Below are 14,640 nucleotides of genomic sequence, written 5' to 3' on the forward strand. Positions count from 1 at the left end.
CCGTCATGTTCGACTCCGTGCGCGACGACCTGCGCGCCACCCTCGACGAGATCCGCGCCGCCGGCCTGCACAAGCCCGAACGCGTCATCGACACCCCGCAGTCCGCGACCGTCAACGTCTCCGCGGGCGGCCGCCCCGGCGAGGTGCTCAACTTCTGCGCCAACAACTACCTCGGCCTCGCCGACCACCCCGAGGTGATCGCCGCCGCCCACGAGGCCCTGGACCGCTGGGGCTACGGCATGGCCTCCGTGCGCTTCATCTGCGGCACCCAGGAGGTGCACAAGGAGCTGGAGGCGCGGCTGTCGGCCTTCCTCGGGCAGGAGGACACGATCCTGTACTCCTCCTGCTTCGACGCCAACGGCGGTGTCTTCGAGACTCTGCTCGGCCCCGAGGACGCGGTGATCTCCGACGCCCTGAACCACGCCTCGATCATCGACGGCATCCGGCTGTCCAAGGCCCGCCGCTTCCGGTACGCCAACCGTGATCTGGACGACCTGGAGCGCCAGCTGAAGGACGCGCAGTCCGCGCGGCGGCGGCTGATCGTCACCGACGGCGTCTTCTCCATGGACGGCTACGTGGCGCCGCTGCGGGAGATCTGCGACCTCGCCGACCGCTACGACGCCATGGTCATGGTGGACGACTCGCACGCCGTCGGCTTCGTCGGGCCCGGCGGCCGCGGCACCCCCGAGCTGCACGGCGTGATGGACCGGGTCGACATCATCACCGGCACACTGGGCAAGGCCCTCGGCGGCGCGTCCGGCGGCTATGTCGCGGCCCGCGCCGAGATCGTCGCGCTGCTGCGGCAGCGTTCCCGGCCGTACCTCTTCTCGAACACGCTGGCCCCCGTGATCGCCGCCGCCTCGCTGAAGGTGCTCGACCTGCTGGAGTCGGCGGGCGACCTGCGGGAGCGGCTCGCGGAGAACACCGCGCTGTTCCGGCGCCGGATGGCCGAGGAGGGCTTCGACATCCTGCCCGGCGACCACGCGATCGCACCGGTGATGATCGGCGACGCGTCACGGGCCGGCCGGATGGCCGAGCTGCTGCTGGAGCGGGGCGTGTACGTGATCGGCTTCTCGTACCCGGTGGTGCCCCAGGGCCAGGCGCGGATCCGCGTCCAGCTGTCCGCGGCACACTCGACGGACGACGTGAACCGGGCCGTGGACGCCTTCGTCGCCGCGCGGGCGGAGCTGGGCGCCTGACCTGAGACAATCGGGTCGTGATCGAAGCGCGGCGGCTCCACATCCTCCGTGCGGTGGCCGACCACCGCACCGTGACGGCGGCTGCCGCCGCGCTGTATCTCACACCCTCCGCGGTGTCCCAGCAGCTCACGGCCCTGGAGCAGGAGACGGGGCACCGGCTGGTCGAGCGCGGCGCCAAGGGGGTACGGCTCACCGCGGCGGGCGAGATCCTGCTCGGCCACACCAACGCGGTCCTCGCCCAGCTGGAGCGGGCGGAGGCGGAGCTCGCCGCATACGGCTCGGGCGCCGCGGGTACCGTGACCGTCGCGTCCTTCGCGACCGGCATCGTGCAGGTCGTCGCCCCGGCCGTGACCCGGCTCGCGCGGACCGCGCCCGGCATCCGCCTCCGTGTCCGGGACGCCGAGGGGGACGCCAGCCTGCCCATGGTGCTGGACCGGCAGGTCGACGTGGCGGTCGCCGTGGAGTACCGCGGGGCGCCGTCGGCCGACGATCCACGGCTCGCGCACGTCCCGCTGTACGCCGAGCCCTTCGACGCGGTGGTGCCCGTCAGTCACCGGCTCGCGGAGGCGGGCGAGGTGGCGCTGGCGGAACTGGCCAAGGATCCGTGGATCGGCCCCTATCCAGGCAACCCCTGTCATGACGTGGTGGTGCTGGCCTGCGAGAGCGCCGGGTTCCAGCCCCGCCTCGAACACTCCTCGGACGATTTCCGCGCGGTCGTGGCACTTGCCTCGGCGGATGCGGGCGTGGCTCTCGTGCCGCGCTCCGCGCTGCGCGGGACGGACCTCACCGGTGTCGTCGTCCGGCCCGTGGACGGGGTGGCGCCCACCCGCCGGGTCTTCGCCGCCGTTCGCCGGGGCGCGGAAGGCCATCCCCTGATCCGGCCGGTGCTGGAGGCGCTCGGCGAGGCGGCGCAGGAGTGAGGATTCGTTAACGCCGTCGTCTCATATCAGGGATAACGTCCCGGATATGAGACACGAGGAACCAGGCGCCACCCATGACGGTGCCTCGCACGACGTCGACACCCGGCTCGGTGCTCGACTCGCCCAGCTGCGGGCCGAACGCGGCTGGTCGCTGGGAGAGTTGGCGGAGCGCAGCGGGGTGAGCAGGTCGACCTTGTCCCGCGCCGAACGTGCGGAGATCAGCCCCACGGCCGCGATGCTGAACCGTCTGTGCGCCGTGTTCGGGCGCACGATGTCGCAGTTGCTGAGCGAGGTGGAGGGGGAGTCCGCGCTGCTGGTGCGGGAGGCGGACCAGCAGGTCTGGGCGGACCGGACCTCCGGTTTCGTACGGCGGTCCGTCTCGCCGCCGCACACCGGGCTGCGCGGCGAACTCGTCGAGGGGCGGCTCGCGATGGGCGCGGACATCGCGTACGACCGGCCGCCCGTGCCCGGTCTGGAGCAGCACGTCTGGGTGCTGGAAGGCGCCCTCGCGGTGACCGTCGGGGACGTCGAGCACCGGCTCGCGGCGGGGGACTGTCTGCGGTTGCGGGTGTGGGGCGCGACGCGGTTCCGGTGCGCGGGGGACGAGGACGTGCGGTACGTGCTGGCGGTGGTGCTGCCGTGATCGTGGAGACGCTGGACGAGGCACAGGTGCTCGACCGGGCCGGGGAGTTGGCCGAACTGCTGGTCGACACGGTCGGTGGTGGCGCGTCGGTGGGCTTCCTCGCTCCGCTCGACCCGGCCGAGGCCCTGGCCTGGTGGCGGACGCGGGCGACCGGCGTCGCCGCCGGTGCGCTGGCGGTCTGGGCGGGGTACGAGGGGACGCGGGTGGCCGGCACGGTGAGCCTGGCCTTCCCGGACAAGCCCAACAGCCGGCACCGGGCGGAACTGGTGAAACTCATGGTGCACCGCGGGGCCCGCGGGCGGGGCTGGGGCCGGCTCCTGCTGGACACCGCCGAGCGGGCGGCCGTCGCGGCCGGTGTCACGCTCCTCCACCTGGACACCGAGACCGGCAGCCCGGCCGAGCGCCTCTACCGCGCGGCGGGCTGGACACCGCTCGGTGCGATTCCCGGCTACGCGGCGAACCCGGCCGGGGTGCTGCGGCCGACGACCGTCTACTACAAGCAGGTCGGAGCGCAGGCCGCCGCAGGGTGACTGTCGGTGGCAGGCGCTACCTTGCCTCTCATGCCGGATGCCGAAGACGTACGCCGTATCGCCCTGTCCCTGCCGGACACGACGGAGAAGATCGCCTGGAGCATGCCCACGTTCCGGGTGGCGGGGAAGATGTTCGCCACGCTGCCGGAAGAGGAGACCTCCGTCGCCGTGCGCTGTCCCAAGGAGGAGCGCGAGGAACTGGTCCTGGCCGAGCCGGGGAAGTTCTGGGTCGCCGACCACGAGGCGCAGTTCGCCTGGGTGCGGGCGCGGCTCTCCGCGCTCGAGGACGAGGACGAGCTGCGGGACATCCTCGCCGACTCCTGGCGGCAGGCCGCCCCGGCCAGGCTGCTGGAGGCGCACCCGGAGCTGGGGCTGCCTGCCGGGGGGTGAGACGCCCTCGGGATAGCCGGAAGGTGATCCTCCAGCGTGCCCGGGGATGGAAATCCCTCCGGCGCCGCCCGCGCCGGGTGGCATGATCCGGGGGTGAGCTCACGGCCGGCGGGGCGGCCGGGGTTCGCGTGCGAGCCGCGGGGGAGGGGAGGGGCGGGATGGCGGACAACGTTGCCAGAGTGCGCGTCAGGGGCAGATCGGGCGGGGGAGCGGCGGGCCCGGGTGCGCGGCCGGTGTGGTCGCGTGACTTCGGGCTCTTCTTCGTCGCCCGAGCGGTCGCCCGGCTCGGCGACACCATGCTCCCGGTGGCACTCGCCGCCGGCCTGCTCCAGCACGGGTACGGCGCCGGCGCCGTGGGCCTCGCCATGGCCGCGACGGCCGGGGCGTTCGCCGCGCTGGTCGTCTTCGGCGGGGTCCTCGCCGACCGGTTCAGCACCCGCAAGCTGATGATCTGGGCGGACGTGGTGCGGCTCGGGACGCAGGCCGTCACCGCCGCCCTGTTCCTCGCGGACCGGGTGGTGCTGTGGGAGATCTGCGCGATCGGCGTGGTCAACGGCGTCGCGAGCGCCGTGTTCCAGCCCGGCGTCGCCGGCATGATCCCCCGGCTCGCCTCCGACATCCAGGGCGCCAACGGCGCGATACGCATCGCCGAGTCCTCGGCCCAGCTGGCCGGACCCGCCGTCGCGGGCGTCCTGGTCGGTCTCGCCTCCGCGGGCGGCGTCTTCGCCGCGCACGCCGCCACGTACGCGGTCAGCGCCCTGTGCCTGCTGTTGCTCCGGCTGCCGCCGCCGAAGCCGGGCAGTCATGCCGCCGGGCGCGGGGCGAGGGCCTTCAGGGCCGATCTCGCGGAGGGCTGGCGCGAGTTCAGGGCGCGGACCTGGCTGTGGGGCGTCATCGCGGTCTGGTGCCTGTACATGATCGCGGTCTTCGGTCCCACCGTGCCGCTGGTGGCTACGGAGGTGGTGCGGGAGCACGGCCCGGGCACCTACGGCCTGGTCAATTCCGCCCTCGGCGCCGGCACCATCGTCGGCGGGCTCCTCGCCCTGCGACTGCGCCCGCGCCGGATGCTGCGGGCCGGGGCGATCGCCCTGTCCGGATTCGCCGGGTTCCCGGCGACCGTCGGGCTCGGACTCGACGTGCCCGCGATGGCGGCCGGCGCGGCCGTCGCCGGGGCCGGAATGTCGTTCTGGGGCGTCATGTGGGCGACCAGCGTGCAGACCCAGGTCCAGCCCGCCGTACTCAACCGCATCCACGCCTACGACGTGGCCGGATCCCTCGCGATGCTGCCCGTCGGCCAGGCACTCGCCGGTCCCGCCGCCGCGGCCCTCGGCGCCGACCGGGTCCTGCTCGTGGCCGGTGCCATGAGCTTCGTCGTCGTGGTCGCGCTGCTCGCGGTGCCCGCGATACGCGGGCTGGTGCGCGTCGACGCCCACGGCAGGGCCGCACGGGCCTGCGCGTCCCCGTCGCGACCGCCGCGGCGGTCGTAAACGGGTGCGCGACCACCGACCCGAGTGCGGTATTGTTTCCCTGCGCGTTCACCCGGGGGAAACCCCAGGTCAGACCGCACCGGGACGTGGCGCAGCTTGGTAGCGCACTTGACTGGGGGTCAAGGGGTCGCAGGTTCAAATCCTGTCGTCCCGACCAGCTTCATCGCAGGTCGGAGGCCGTCTTCTCAGAGATGAGAAGGCGGCCTTTCTCGTGTGCGGTGTCCTTCCCCGGAAGCACCGAGGCCGTCCAGGCCGGCCCTTGCGGGCGCCGGCCTGGACGGCCTCGTGGCTGACTCAGCTCAGCACCGGTCTCAGACCAGGTCGAACCGGTCCAGGTTCATGACCTTGTCCCATGCGGCGACGAAGTCCGTCACGAACTTGCCCTTCGCGTCGTCGCTCGCGTAGACCTCCGCGACCGCGCGCAGCTCGGAGTTGGAGCCGAAGACGAGGTCGGCACGGGTGCCGGTCCACTTGATCTCGCCCGTCGCGGCGTCGAGGCCCTCGAACGTGGTCTGGTCCTCGGACGTCGACCGCCACGTCACACCCAGATCGAGCAGGTTGACGAAGAAGTCGTTCGTCAGCGTGCCCGGGTTCTCGGTGAGGACGCCGTGCTTGGACCCTCCCTGGTTGGCGCCCAGGACACGCAGGCCACCGACGAGGGCCGTCATCTCGGGGGCGCTCAGCGTCAGCAGGTTCGCCCGGTCGAGCAGCAGGTACTCGGCCGGCAGCCGGTTGCCCTTGCCGAGGTAGTTGCGGAAGCCGTCCGAGGTCGGCTCCAGGGCGGCGAACGACTCGGCGTCGGTGTGCTCGTCGGTCGCGTCGACCCGGCCGGGGGTGAAGGGCACCTCGATGTCGTGGCCCGCGTCCTTGGCGGCCTTCTCCACGCCCACGCAGCCACCGAGGACGATCAGGTCGGCCAGGGAGACCTTCTTGGCGGAGCCCGCGTTGAACTCCTGCTGGACGTTCTCCAGGGTGCGCAGGACCGAAGCGAGCTGGTCGGGGTCGTTGGCCTCCCAGCCGCGCTGCGGCTCCAGGCGGATCCGGGCGCCGTTGGCGCCACCGCGCTTGTCGCTGCCACGGAACGTCGAGGCCGACGCCCACGCGGTGCCGACCAGCTGCGGGACGGTCAGGCCGGAGTCGAGGAGCTTGCCCTTGAGGACCGCGATCTCCTCGGCGCCGATGACCGCGCCCTCGGCCTCGGGCAGCGGGTCCTGCCACAGCAGGGTCTCGGCGGGTACCTCGGGGCCGAGGTACTGCGACTTCGGGCCCATGTCGCGGTGGGTCAGCTTGTACCAGGCGCGCGCGAAGGCGTCCGCGAACTCCTGCGGGTTCTCGTAGAAGCGGCGCGAGATCGGCTCGTAGATCGGGTCGAAGCGCAGCGACAGGTCGGTGGTGAGCATCGTCGGGAGGCGCTTCTGCGACGGGTCGTGCGCGTCGGGGATGACGGCCTCGGCGTCCTTCGCCACCCACTGCTTGGCACCGGCGGGGGACTCGGACAGCTCCCACTCGTAGCCGAACAGGTTCTCGAAGAAGTTGTTGCTCCACTGGATCGGCGTGGTGGTCCAGGTGACCTCCAGGCCGGAGGTGATGGCGTCCCCGCCCTTGCCCGTGCCGTAGGTGCTGCGCCAGCCGAAGCCCTGCTCCTCCATGGAGGCGGCCTCGGGGTCGTTGCCCACGTGGTCGGCGGGGCCGGCACCGTGGGTCTTGCCGAAGGTGTGGCCACCGGCGATGAGAGCGACGGTCTCCTCGTCGTTCATCGCCATCCGGCGGAACGTCTCACGGATGTCGCGGGCCGCGGCCAGCGGGTCCGGGTTGCCGTTCGGGCCCTCCGGGTTGACGTAGATGAGGCCCATCTGGACCGCGCCGAGCGGGTTCTCCAGCTCGCGGTCGCCGCTGTAGCGCTGGTCGTCGAGCCAGGTGGTCTCGGGGCCCCAGTAGACGTCCTCCTCCGGCTCCCAGACGTCCTCGCGGCCACCGGCGAAGCCGAAGGTCTCGAAGCCCATCGTCTCCAGTGCGACGTTGCCGGCGAGGATCATCAGGTCGGCCCAGGAGATGCTCTGGCCGTACTTCTTCTTCACCGGCCACAGCAGACGGCGGGCCTTGTCCAGGTTGGCGTTGTCCGGCCAGCTGTTCAGCGGCGCGAAGCGCTGCTGGCCGGCGCCGGCGCCGCCCCGGCCGTCGCTGATGCGGTAGGTACCCGCGCTGTGCCACGCCATCCGGATGATCAGCGGACCGTAGTGGCCGAAGTCGGCGGGCCACCAGTCCTGCGAGGTCGTGAGCACCTCGGCCAGGTCCCGTTTGACGGCCGCAAGGTCGAGGGCCTGGAAGGCCTTGGCGTAGTCGAACTCCTCACCGAGCGGGTTGGACACGGCGGGGTTCTTGGCCAGGATCTTCAGGTTGAGGCGCTCGGGCCACCACTGACGGTTGCCACCGCCCTGCGTGGGGTGCGCGGCGCGCCCGTGCGCGACAGGGCAGCCACCTGTGCCCTCCGTCTTGGGTTCGGTGACGATTGCGTCAGGGTTCTCAGCCATTTGAATCCTTCTTCCGGATGTGGATCACGGTGCTCAGGAACTGCGGGTGGAACACCCGGGGCACAGGCCCCAGTAGATGACCTCGGCCTCGTCGACCGAGAAGCCGTGGTCGTCCGAGGCGGTCAGGCAGGGAGCCTCGCCCGTCGCGCACTCGACATCGGTGACCGTGCCGCAGGAACGGCACACGAGGTGGTGGTGGTTGTCTCCGACACGCCCCTCGTAGCGGGCCGGGCTGCCCGCGGGCTCGATCCGGCGCACGAGCCCCGCCGCGGTCAGCGCGTGCAGGGCCTCGTACACCGCCTGCAGGGATATGTGGCCCACGCGATCACGCACCCCGGAGGCGATCGCCTCGACGCCGAGGTGGTCGCCGGCCCGGACGGTCTCGAGCAGTGCGACGCGGGCGGCCGTCACCCGCAGGCCGGCCCCGCGCAGCTCTTCGGCGGTGGTCGGGTTCCCGGATGCGGTCATGCCGGCGAACCTATCGCGGTAAAGACGAACGGTTCAAGAAAACGAAGGGTTAAATCGAGAGTCGTGTCGCACGGCGCCCGTCCGCCCAGGACGGGTCGCGGTGGCGGGCGTGGGCATGGGGGAGAAGTGCGGGCGCCGGTGCCGTCGTTCCGGACCGCGGAGAGGTGACGGTCATGACCGATCTGCCCGAGGTGGTCTCCCGCGAGGAGTGGCAGGCCGCGCGCACGGAACCGCCGACCACGCAGTAGGTGTTCACCCGGGCCCGCGACCGGGTCGGCGCCCGGCGCCGGTGGCCGCCGATGGTCCGCGTCGGCACGCCGTGCACCGTCGAGGGTCCGGACGGCGCGGGGGGTACGGCGCCGAGCCCGGCGTCACCCTGCCGCGAGGGACACCTCCGTCGCCTTGACCAGAGCGACGACGGGGGAGCCCGGCGCCAGGCCGAGGTCGTCGACCGCCTCCTTGGTGATCGCCGAGGTCAGCTCACCGCCGTCCACCGCGATCCGCACCGAGGCCATCGCGCCGCCCGTGCCGACCGCCAGCACCGTGCCGGGGAACCTGTTGCGGATGGACAGTCCGGTCACCGGGCCGGTGGCGAGGGAGATCTCCGTGGACTTCACGAGAACGCGTACGGCAGCTCCCTCGGCCAGCGCCAGGTCCCGCACCGCGTCCACGGTGATCGCCGCGGTGACGTCCTGTCCGCCGTCCAGACGGACCGCGACGGTCGCCATCACCTCGCCGGGGGTGACGGCGGTGACGGTGCCGGGCAGTTGGTTGCGGATACTCAGGACCATGGTGAAACACCTCAAAAGGGGAAGTAACGATGCTCCCTGCGCACCCCACCGTAATCGGGCGAACGCGCAGTGTGACCTACCCCACACCGGTGGCGTGGAACTCCGCCTGCCCCGTCCCCGACTCCTGTACCGGCACGGTGCGAACCGAGTGACGCCGTGCGACGCGATCTGGAGACCGGTGATGCACGACTCCCCACCAACCGCCCGCCGCGCCCCGAGGGCGCTGCGGGACCTGCTGCCCCCGCCCGCCCTCGGCGGATTCCTCCTGCTGCTCGCCGCTGTCTTCGTGGTGGCGTACGCCGTCGGATCCGCCGTCGGCCCGGTCGCCCCCGGCATGCAGCGCCCCGGTACCGGCACGAGCGAGACGGCCCCCCACACCGGCACGCACGGCGATCCCGCCGGAAACCACACCGGGAACCACGGGGGCCACGCCCCGTGACGACCGGACCGGCTCCCGTCCTGACGACGACCGACCTCACCGTGGGCGGAATGACCTGTGCGGCCTGCGTGACCCGGGTCGAGAAGCGGCTGGCCCGACTCGACGGAGTCACCGCCGGCGTCAACCTGGCCACCGGCAGGGCCCGCGTGACCCACCCGCCGGGCATCAGCCCCGCCGAACTGATCGCCACGATCGAGCGGGCCGGCTACACGGCCGCCCTGCCCACACCGTCCCGAGCCGGGGAGCCCGGCGCCGCGCACGCCTTTGAACTCGGCAGGCTGACGGTGACGGCCCTGCTCGCGGCGCCCGTGCTGGTGCTGTCGATGGCGCCCGCGCTGCAGTTCCGCAACTGGCAGTGGCTCTGCTTCCTCCTCGCCGCACCGGTCGTCGTCTGGGGAGCCTGGCCGTTCCACGTACGGGCGGCGCGTGGGCTGCGGCATGCCGCGTCGACCATGGACACCCTGGTCTCGCTCGGCGTACTGGCCTCCTTCGCCTGGTCGGCGTACGCGCTCTTCCTCGGCGGGGCGGGCGCGCCCGGGATGCGGATGCCGTTCAGCCTGGTGCCGTCCGCCACGGAGGGCGTCGCGCACGTCTATCTCGAAGCGGCCGTCGCCGTACCGCTGTTCGTGCTGGCGGGCCGCTGCCTGGAGGCGCGTGCCCGGCACGGCACCGGCGCGGCGCTGCGCTCACTGGCACGGCTCGCCGTCAAGGAGGTGTCCGTACGGGAGGCGGACGGAGGTGAACGGCTCGTCCCCGTCGAGCGGTTGACGGCCGGGCAGGACTTCGTCGTGCGCCCCGGGGAGCGGGTCGCGACCGATGGTGAGGTGCTGGAGGGCAGTTCCGCCGTGGACCTCGCCCTCGTCACCGGCGAGAGCGAACCCGTCGAGGTCGGGCCCGGCTCGGTGGTGGCCGGCGGGGCGGTCAACGCCGGTGGGCTGCTGATCGTCCGGGCCACGGCCGTCGGGGCGGACACCCGACTCGCGCGGATCACCGCGATGGTGACGGAGGCTCAGGCGGGCAAGGCGAAGGCGCAGCGGCTGGCGGACACGGTGGCCGGGGTGTTCGTACCGGTGGTGCTGACACTCGCCGTGACCGTGCTCGGCTTCTGGCTGGGGGCCGGCGCCGCGCCGCAGGCCGCGATCACCGCGTCCGTGGCGGTCCTGGTCGTGGCCTGCCCGTGCGCGCTGGGGCTCGCGACCCCCACCGCCCTGATGGCCGCCACCGGACGCGGCGCGCAGCTGGGTGTGCTGGTCACCGGGCCGCAGGCGCTGGAGGGGCTGCGGCACATCGACACCGTCGTCCTGGACAAGACCGGCACGCTCACCTCCGGGCACATGACCGTCGCCCGGGTCACCACGCCGCCCGGCGGGCTGGGCCGGGACGCCGTACTGCGGCTGGCCGGGGCCGTGGAACAGGGGTCCGAGCATCCGCTGGGGCGTGCGATCACCGCCTACGCGGGGCGGCCACTGCCCGGCGTGCGGGACTTCACCGCAGAGGCCGGACGGGGAGTGCGGGGCCTCGTCGAGGGCCGGCTGGTCGAAGTCGGGGCCTGCGAGGGCGAGTTGCCCGGTGAGCTGGCCGGGGCGCGGCAGGCGGCCGACGCCGCGGCGCGGACGCCGGTGCTGGTCCGGGTGGACGGGACCGCCGAGGCGGTCGTCGAGATCGGGGACGTCGTACGGCCGGGCAGCTACCGCGCCGTCGACCGGCTGCGCCGCCTCGGAATCGAGCCCGTCCTCGCGACCGGCGACGCCGACGCGCCCGCGCGGGCGGTGGCGGCGGGCCTCGGCATCACCGAGGTGCACGCCCGCCGCACCCCGGAGGGCAAGACCGAGCTGGTCCGGCGGCTGAAGGCGGACGGACGCCGGGTCGCGGTGGTGGGCGACGGGGTGAACGACGCCGCCGCGCTGGCCGGCGCCGACCTCGGCATCGCGATGGGCGGCGGCACGGACGTGGCCGTCGGGGCGGCGGACGTGACACTCGTCCGGGGGGACATCGAGGCGCTCGCGGACGCGGTGCGGCTGGCCCGCCGGACCCTGGCCACGATCCGCGCCAATCTCGTGTGGGCCTTCGGCTACAACGTGGTGACACTGCCGCTCGCCATGGTGGGGCTGCTGACCCCCATGCTCGCGGCGGCGGCGATGTCCGTCAGCTCACTGCTGGTCGTCGGGAACAGCCTGCGGCTGCGCACCTGGCAGCCGGCGCGTGGACGGGGGTCCGCGCGATGAGCCGGCCGCGTGCCGCCGACGCACTGATCAACGCCCTCGCCCCGGTGGCGGCCTGTGCGGTCGCCCTCGGCGCGCTGAGCGCGTGGGTGGGGGCCGGACGGGCGGGCAGCCCGCCCCGGATCGAGGTCGCGCCGGGGCGGGTCTTCCTGCCCTTCGGCGACACCGAGGACACGGCCGCGTTCTTCGACATCACCAACTCGGGTGGAGCGGAGGACCGGCTGGTCGCGGTGAGGTCGGGCGCCGCCGGCCGGGAACCCACGCTCAGCCTCCACCGTATGACCGACGGCGGAGCGGCCTACCGTGCCGCCGTCGGCTCCGCCTCCGTCCCCGCGGGCGGCGACCTGTCGATGACACCGCTCGGCCTGGACGTGGTCCTGCGGGCCGGCGCGGACTGGCGGGTGGGCGACGTGGTGCCGTTCACGCTGTACTTCGAGCACAGCGGCCAGGTCGAGACGTCGGCGGTGGTGGTGCTGCCGGGCGGCTAGGATCACCGGCCTCGCCGGCCGGCGGGACGTCCGAAACGCACCGGCACCCCCGGTGAGTACAGCACGCTCACCGGTTCGCCGCACGGCGCGGGCAAGCCTGCGGCGGCGACCAGGTCCTCCTCGCACTTGAGGAGTTCGGCGCGGCGCAGGGGCCAGCGGGGGTGGGTGTTCGGCAGGTGCACGGGGCGGCCGAGGAGAGAGGTGTGCATGCCCCAGCGGGCGGTCAGGAAGTGCTCGAGCTCGGTGGGTTCGGCCACCGGCTCACCGACGCGCAGCGCGATCCTGCTGCGGGCGCCTCTGGGGCCGGGCAGCCGCCGCGTGCTGGTGCAGGTGAGGACGTCGGCGTCCCGCGAGACGGTCATCCTCGACCACATATAGGGGAGCCGGAACGCCGCGCGGCCGATCGCCACCGGCAGCAGCCGGGAGGCGTCCAGCGAGCGGAAGACCACCCCGCGACGGCCGTGGCTGTCGACCGAGTAGAGCCGGACGTTGGTCTCCGGAAAGCTGCCCAAGTAGGGCAGACCGGGCAGCCGCAGCCAGCCGACCCGGTGCATCCGGAACGCGACGAGACCGACGTACGTCTCTCCGTGCAGGGTGTCCGGTACACACCCGGCCGGTAGCAGCGGTGCCACGTCGCCGGGGTCCGCGGCCCAGTGCAGGAAGGCCAGATCCAGCCACGACTGGGTGAGCAGCGGGCGGGGTGTGGAACCGGGCGGATCAGCCGATATCGGCTCGGGATCGGCGGAAGGCGGGGGAAGGGGCACGTGTCGAGGATGCCAGAGGGGCGGTGGGGCCAGGGAGTATGTCGTCTCCCTCAGAAGTCGGCCCCGGTGCCGTTCAGGTTCCGGCATATGTGTGTGGTCTGTCTCACGCGTCTCGGAATGAGTCACCGGCACCACCCAATTCCGTACCCATCGTTGACGACCGCGCACCGGATGCAAGGATGAGGGCCGTCATGACTGCTGGGTGGTGTTCTCGCACGGTTCGGGCCGCGGTGTTCGCGGCCGTCTGCGTGCTGCTCGCCGCCCTGGGTCACGTGCTGATGTCCGGCAGTCATGTGCCCTGGTGGGCGCTGGCCGCCGGGGGCGCCGCGACCGGTGCCGCGGGCTGGGGGCTGGCCGGCCGGGAACGTGGGCTGGCGCTGATCGTGACCGTCGTCGTCACCGCCCAGACGGCGCTGCACTCCGCGTTCTCCGTCGCCCAGTCGGCGGCCCCCGCGCGCGCCGGGGCCATGGGGCACGCGATGCCCGCGTCGCCCAGGGGCGACGCCGGCATGCCGGCGACGCACATGGCCGCCGCCCACACCCATGCCCCGGACGCCGTCGACATGGGCCACGGCGGGGACATGAGCCACGTCATGGACGGCTCGTCCTCGTTCGGCATGCTCGCCGCGCACCTGCTGGCCGCGCTGCTGTGCGGGCTGTGGCTCGCGCACGGTGAGCGCGCCGCGTTCCGCCTGCTGCGGGCCGTGGCCGGATGGCTCGCGGCACCGCTGCGGCTGCCGCCTGCCGTGCCCGCCCCGCCGCGGCACCCCCGCCCGCGTCTGTGGCGCCGGGCGCCGGCCCGGACACCCCGGCGGCTTCTCCTCGTCCATGCGATCACCTCTCGGGGTCCACCCCTGGGGACCGCTGTCTGAACGACAGCCGGTAACCCGAGGCAGCCGTACGCGCCTCGGGCCACGGTCGTACGCCCGCGCGGGTCTTTCGACGCCGCGCGGCTCGCCGTACGGCCGGCTCCCCACTCACCGGATCCCGTACCGCCCCGCGCGCCCGCGCGCCACCGGCCGGGACTCCGGACGGCCGACAAGGACACCAGGTGATCACTTCTGCCCTGCCCGACGCACTCGAGAGAACCGAGGACCACCACACAACCGACGACCACGACCGAACCGGTCCCCACGGCGCCGGATCCGCCGACGACTCGATAACGGCATGGGCACTGGCCGCCCGGACCGGTGACCCGGCGGCCGTGGACCGTTTCGTGCGGGCCCTGCACCGCGACGTCCTGCGCTACGTCGCCCATCTGTGTGGCGACCCGCAGGCCGTCGACGACCTGGCGCAGGACACGTTCCTGCGGGCGCTCGGCAGCCTGCACCGGTTCGAGGGCCGCTCCTCCGCGCGGGCCTGGCTGCTGTCGATCGCACGGCGCGCGGTGATCGACAGCTATCGCTACGCGGCCACCCGGCCGCGCCTGTGCGACATGCCGGACTGGCGGCTGGCCGTGGAACTGGCCCAGCCCCGCGACCTGCCCGGCTTCGACGACGGCGTCGCGCTGCTCGATCTGCTGGCCGCGCTGCCGCAGGAGCGCCGGGAGGCGTTCGTGCTCACCCAGCTGCTGGGGCTGCCGTACGCGGAGGCCGCCGTGCTCAGCGGCTGCCCGGTCGGCACCGTCCGTTCCCGGGTGAACCGGGCTCGCGCCACGCTGGCCGGCCTGCTGGCGGCGGCGGACGAGCCGGCGGTGCTGGTCGCCTGACCGACGGGAGGGTGCCGGCTTCCACCGGCACCCTCCGTCCGTCCGGCCTGTCGCACCGCG

The 14,640-nt window shown here is 73.3% G+C and carries 15 protein-coding genes and 1 tRNA gene; 12 read left to right on the top strand and 4 right to left on the bottom strand.

Annotated features, from left to right (window positions below; genetic code table 11):
• Positions 1–5: 5 nt before the first annotated feature.
• The 7 genes from ACIHCM_RS07610 to ACIHCM_RS07640 all read left to right on the top strand — a co-directional run bounded on the left by ACIHCM_RS07610 (position 6) and on the right by ACIHCM_RS07640 (position 5,326).
• Complete coding sequence (locus tag ACIHCM_RS07610; RefSeq protein ID WP_399890666.1) at positions 6–1,199, top strand: glycine C-acetyltransferase; 1,194 nt, start codon at positions 6–8, stop codon at positions 1,197–1,199.
• A 17-nt stretch (positions 1,200–1,216) separates the two neighbouring features.
• Complete coding sequence (locus tag ACIHCM_RS07615; RefSeq protein ID WP_399890669.1) at positions 1,217–2,119, top strand: LysR family transcriptional regulator; 903 nt, start codon at positions 1,217–1,219, stop codon at positions 2,117–2,119.
• A 46-nt stretch (positions 2,120–2,165) separates the two neighbouring features.
• Positions 2,166–2,762, top strand: a complete 597-nt coding sequence (locus ACIHCM_RS07620; protein WP_399890672.1) for a helix-turn-helix domain-containing protein — start codon at positions 2,166–2,168, stop codon at positions 2,760–2,762.
• Positions 2,759–3,292 (top strand): GNAT family N-acetyltransferase, encoded by a 534-nt coding sequence (locus ACIHCM_RS07625; RefSeq protein ID WP_399890676.1) that lies wholly within the window; start codon positions 2,759–2,761, stop codon positions 3,290–3,292. The genes ACIHCM_RS07620 and ACIHCM_RS07625 overlap by 4 nt, the downstream gene beginning before the upstream one ends.
• 30 nt (positions 3,293–3,322) lie before the next feature.
• Entirely contained in the window at positions 3,323–3,682 is a 360-nt protein-coding gene (locus ACIHCM_RS07630) for an MmcQ/YjbR family DNA-binding protein (protein ID WP_399890679.1), read from the top strand.
• A 158-nt stretch (positions 3,683–3,840) separates the two neighbouring features.
• The gene (locus tag ACIHCM_RS07635; protein ID WP_399890682.1) at positions 3,841–5,169 is read left to right on the top strand and encodes an MFS transporter; all 1,329 of its coding nucleotides are present in this window, start codon (positions 3,841–3,843) and stop codon (positions 5,167–5,169) included.
• 80 nt (positions 5,170–5,249) lie between these two features.
• Positions 5,250–5,326 (top strand) — tRNA-Pro (locus ACIHCM_RS07640).
• A 154-nt stretch (positions 5,327–5,480) separates the two neighbouring features.
• Here ACIHCM_RS07640 and katG read toward each other — a convergent pair.
• The 3 genes from katG to ACIHCM_RS07655 form a co-directional block, all read right to left on the bottom strand.
• A complete protein-coding gene (gene katG, locus ACIHCM_RS07645; protein WP_399890685.1) occupies positions 5,481–7,700 on the bottom strand; it encodes a catalase/peroxidase HPI in 2,220 nt (739 codons plus the stop codon).
• A gap of 33 nt (positions 7,701–7,733) precedes the next feature.
• Entirely contained in the window at positions 7,734–8,168 is a 435-nt protein-coding gene (locus tag ACIHCM_RS07650) for a Fur family transcriptional regulator (protein WP_399890689.1), read from the bottom strand.
• 371 nt (positions 8,169–8,539) lie between these two features.
• Positions 8,540–8,959 carry a molybdopterin-binding protein gene (locus ACIHCM_RS07655; protein ID WP_399890692.1) on the bottom strand — a complete coding sequence of 140 codons (420 nt, stop codon included), beginning with the start codon at positions 8,957–8,959 and terminating at the stop codon, positions 8,540–8,542.
• 181 nt (positions 8,960–9,140) lie between these two features.
• On the opposite strand from ACIHCM_RS07655, the gene ACIHCM_RS07660 reads away from it, so the two are divergent.
• The 3 genes from ACIHCM_RS07660 to ACIHCM_RS07670 are packed head-to-tail and all read left to right on the top strand — an operon-like array spanning position 9,141 to position 12,108.
• A complete protein-coding gene (locus ACIHCM_RS07660) occupies positions 9,141–9,398 on the top strand; it encodes a hypothetical protein (protein ID WP_399890695.1) in 258 nt (85 codons plus the stop codon).
• Positions 9,399–9,448: 50 nt separating this feature from the next.
• Complete coding sequence (locus tag ACIHCM_RS07665) at positions 9,449–11,623, top strand: heavy metal translocating P-type ATPase (RefSeq protein WP_399892170.1); 2,175 nt, start codon at positions 9,449–9,451, stop codon at positions 11,621–11,623.
• Positions 11,620–12,108, top strand: coding sequence for a copper chaperone PCu(A)C (locus tag ACIHCM_RS07670; protein WP_399890698.1), 489 nt, complete (start codon positions 11,620–11,622; stop codon positions 12,106–12,108). The genes ACIHCM_RS07665 and ACIHCM_RS07670 overlap by 4 nt, the downstream gene beginning before the upstream one ends.
• Before the next feature lie 2 nt (positions 12,109–12,110).
• On the opposite strand, the gene ACIHCM_RS07675 is transcribed toward ACIHCM_RS07670, so the two are convergent.
• A complete protein-coding gene (locus ACIHCM_RS07675; protein WP_399890701.1) occupies positions 12,111–12,872 on the bottom strand; it encodes a YqjF family protein in 762 nt (253 codons plus the stop codon).
• Positions 12,873–13,063: 191 nt separating this feature from the next.
• Between ACIHCM_RS07675 and ACIHCM_RS07680 the strand changes: the two genes are divergently transcribed.
• Both ACIHCM_RS07680 and ACIHCM_RS07685 read left to right on the top strand, forming a co-directional pair.
• Positions 13,064–13,744, top strand: coding sequence for a hypothetical protein (locus ACIHCM_RS07680; protein WP_399890704.1), 681 nt, complete (start codon positions 13,064–13,066; stop codon positions 13,742–13,744).
• Positions 13,745–13,923: 179 nt separating this feature from the next.
• A complete protein-coding gene (locus tag ACIHCM_RS07685; RefSeq protein ID WP_399890707.1) occupies positions 13,924–14,580 on the top strand; it encodes a sigma-70 family RNA polymerase sigma factor in 657 nt (218 codons plus the stop codon).
• Positions 14,581–14,640: the final 60 nt, after the last annotated feature.

The sequence above is a fragment of the Streptomyces sp. NPDC052023 genome (assembly GCF_044548465.1).
Classification (GTDB): domain Bacteria; phylum Actinomycetota; class Actinomycetes; order Streptomycetales; family Streptomycetaceae; genus Streptomyces.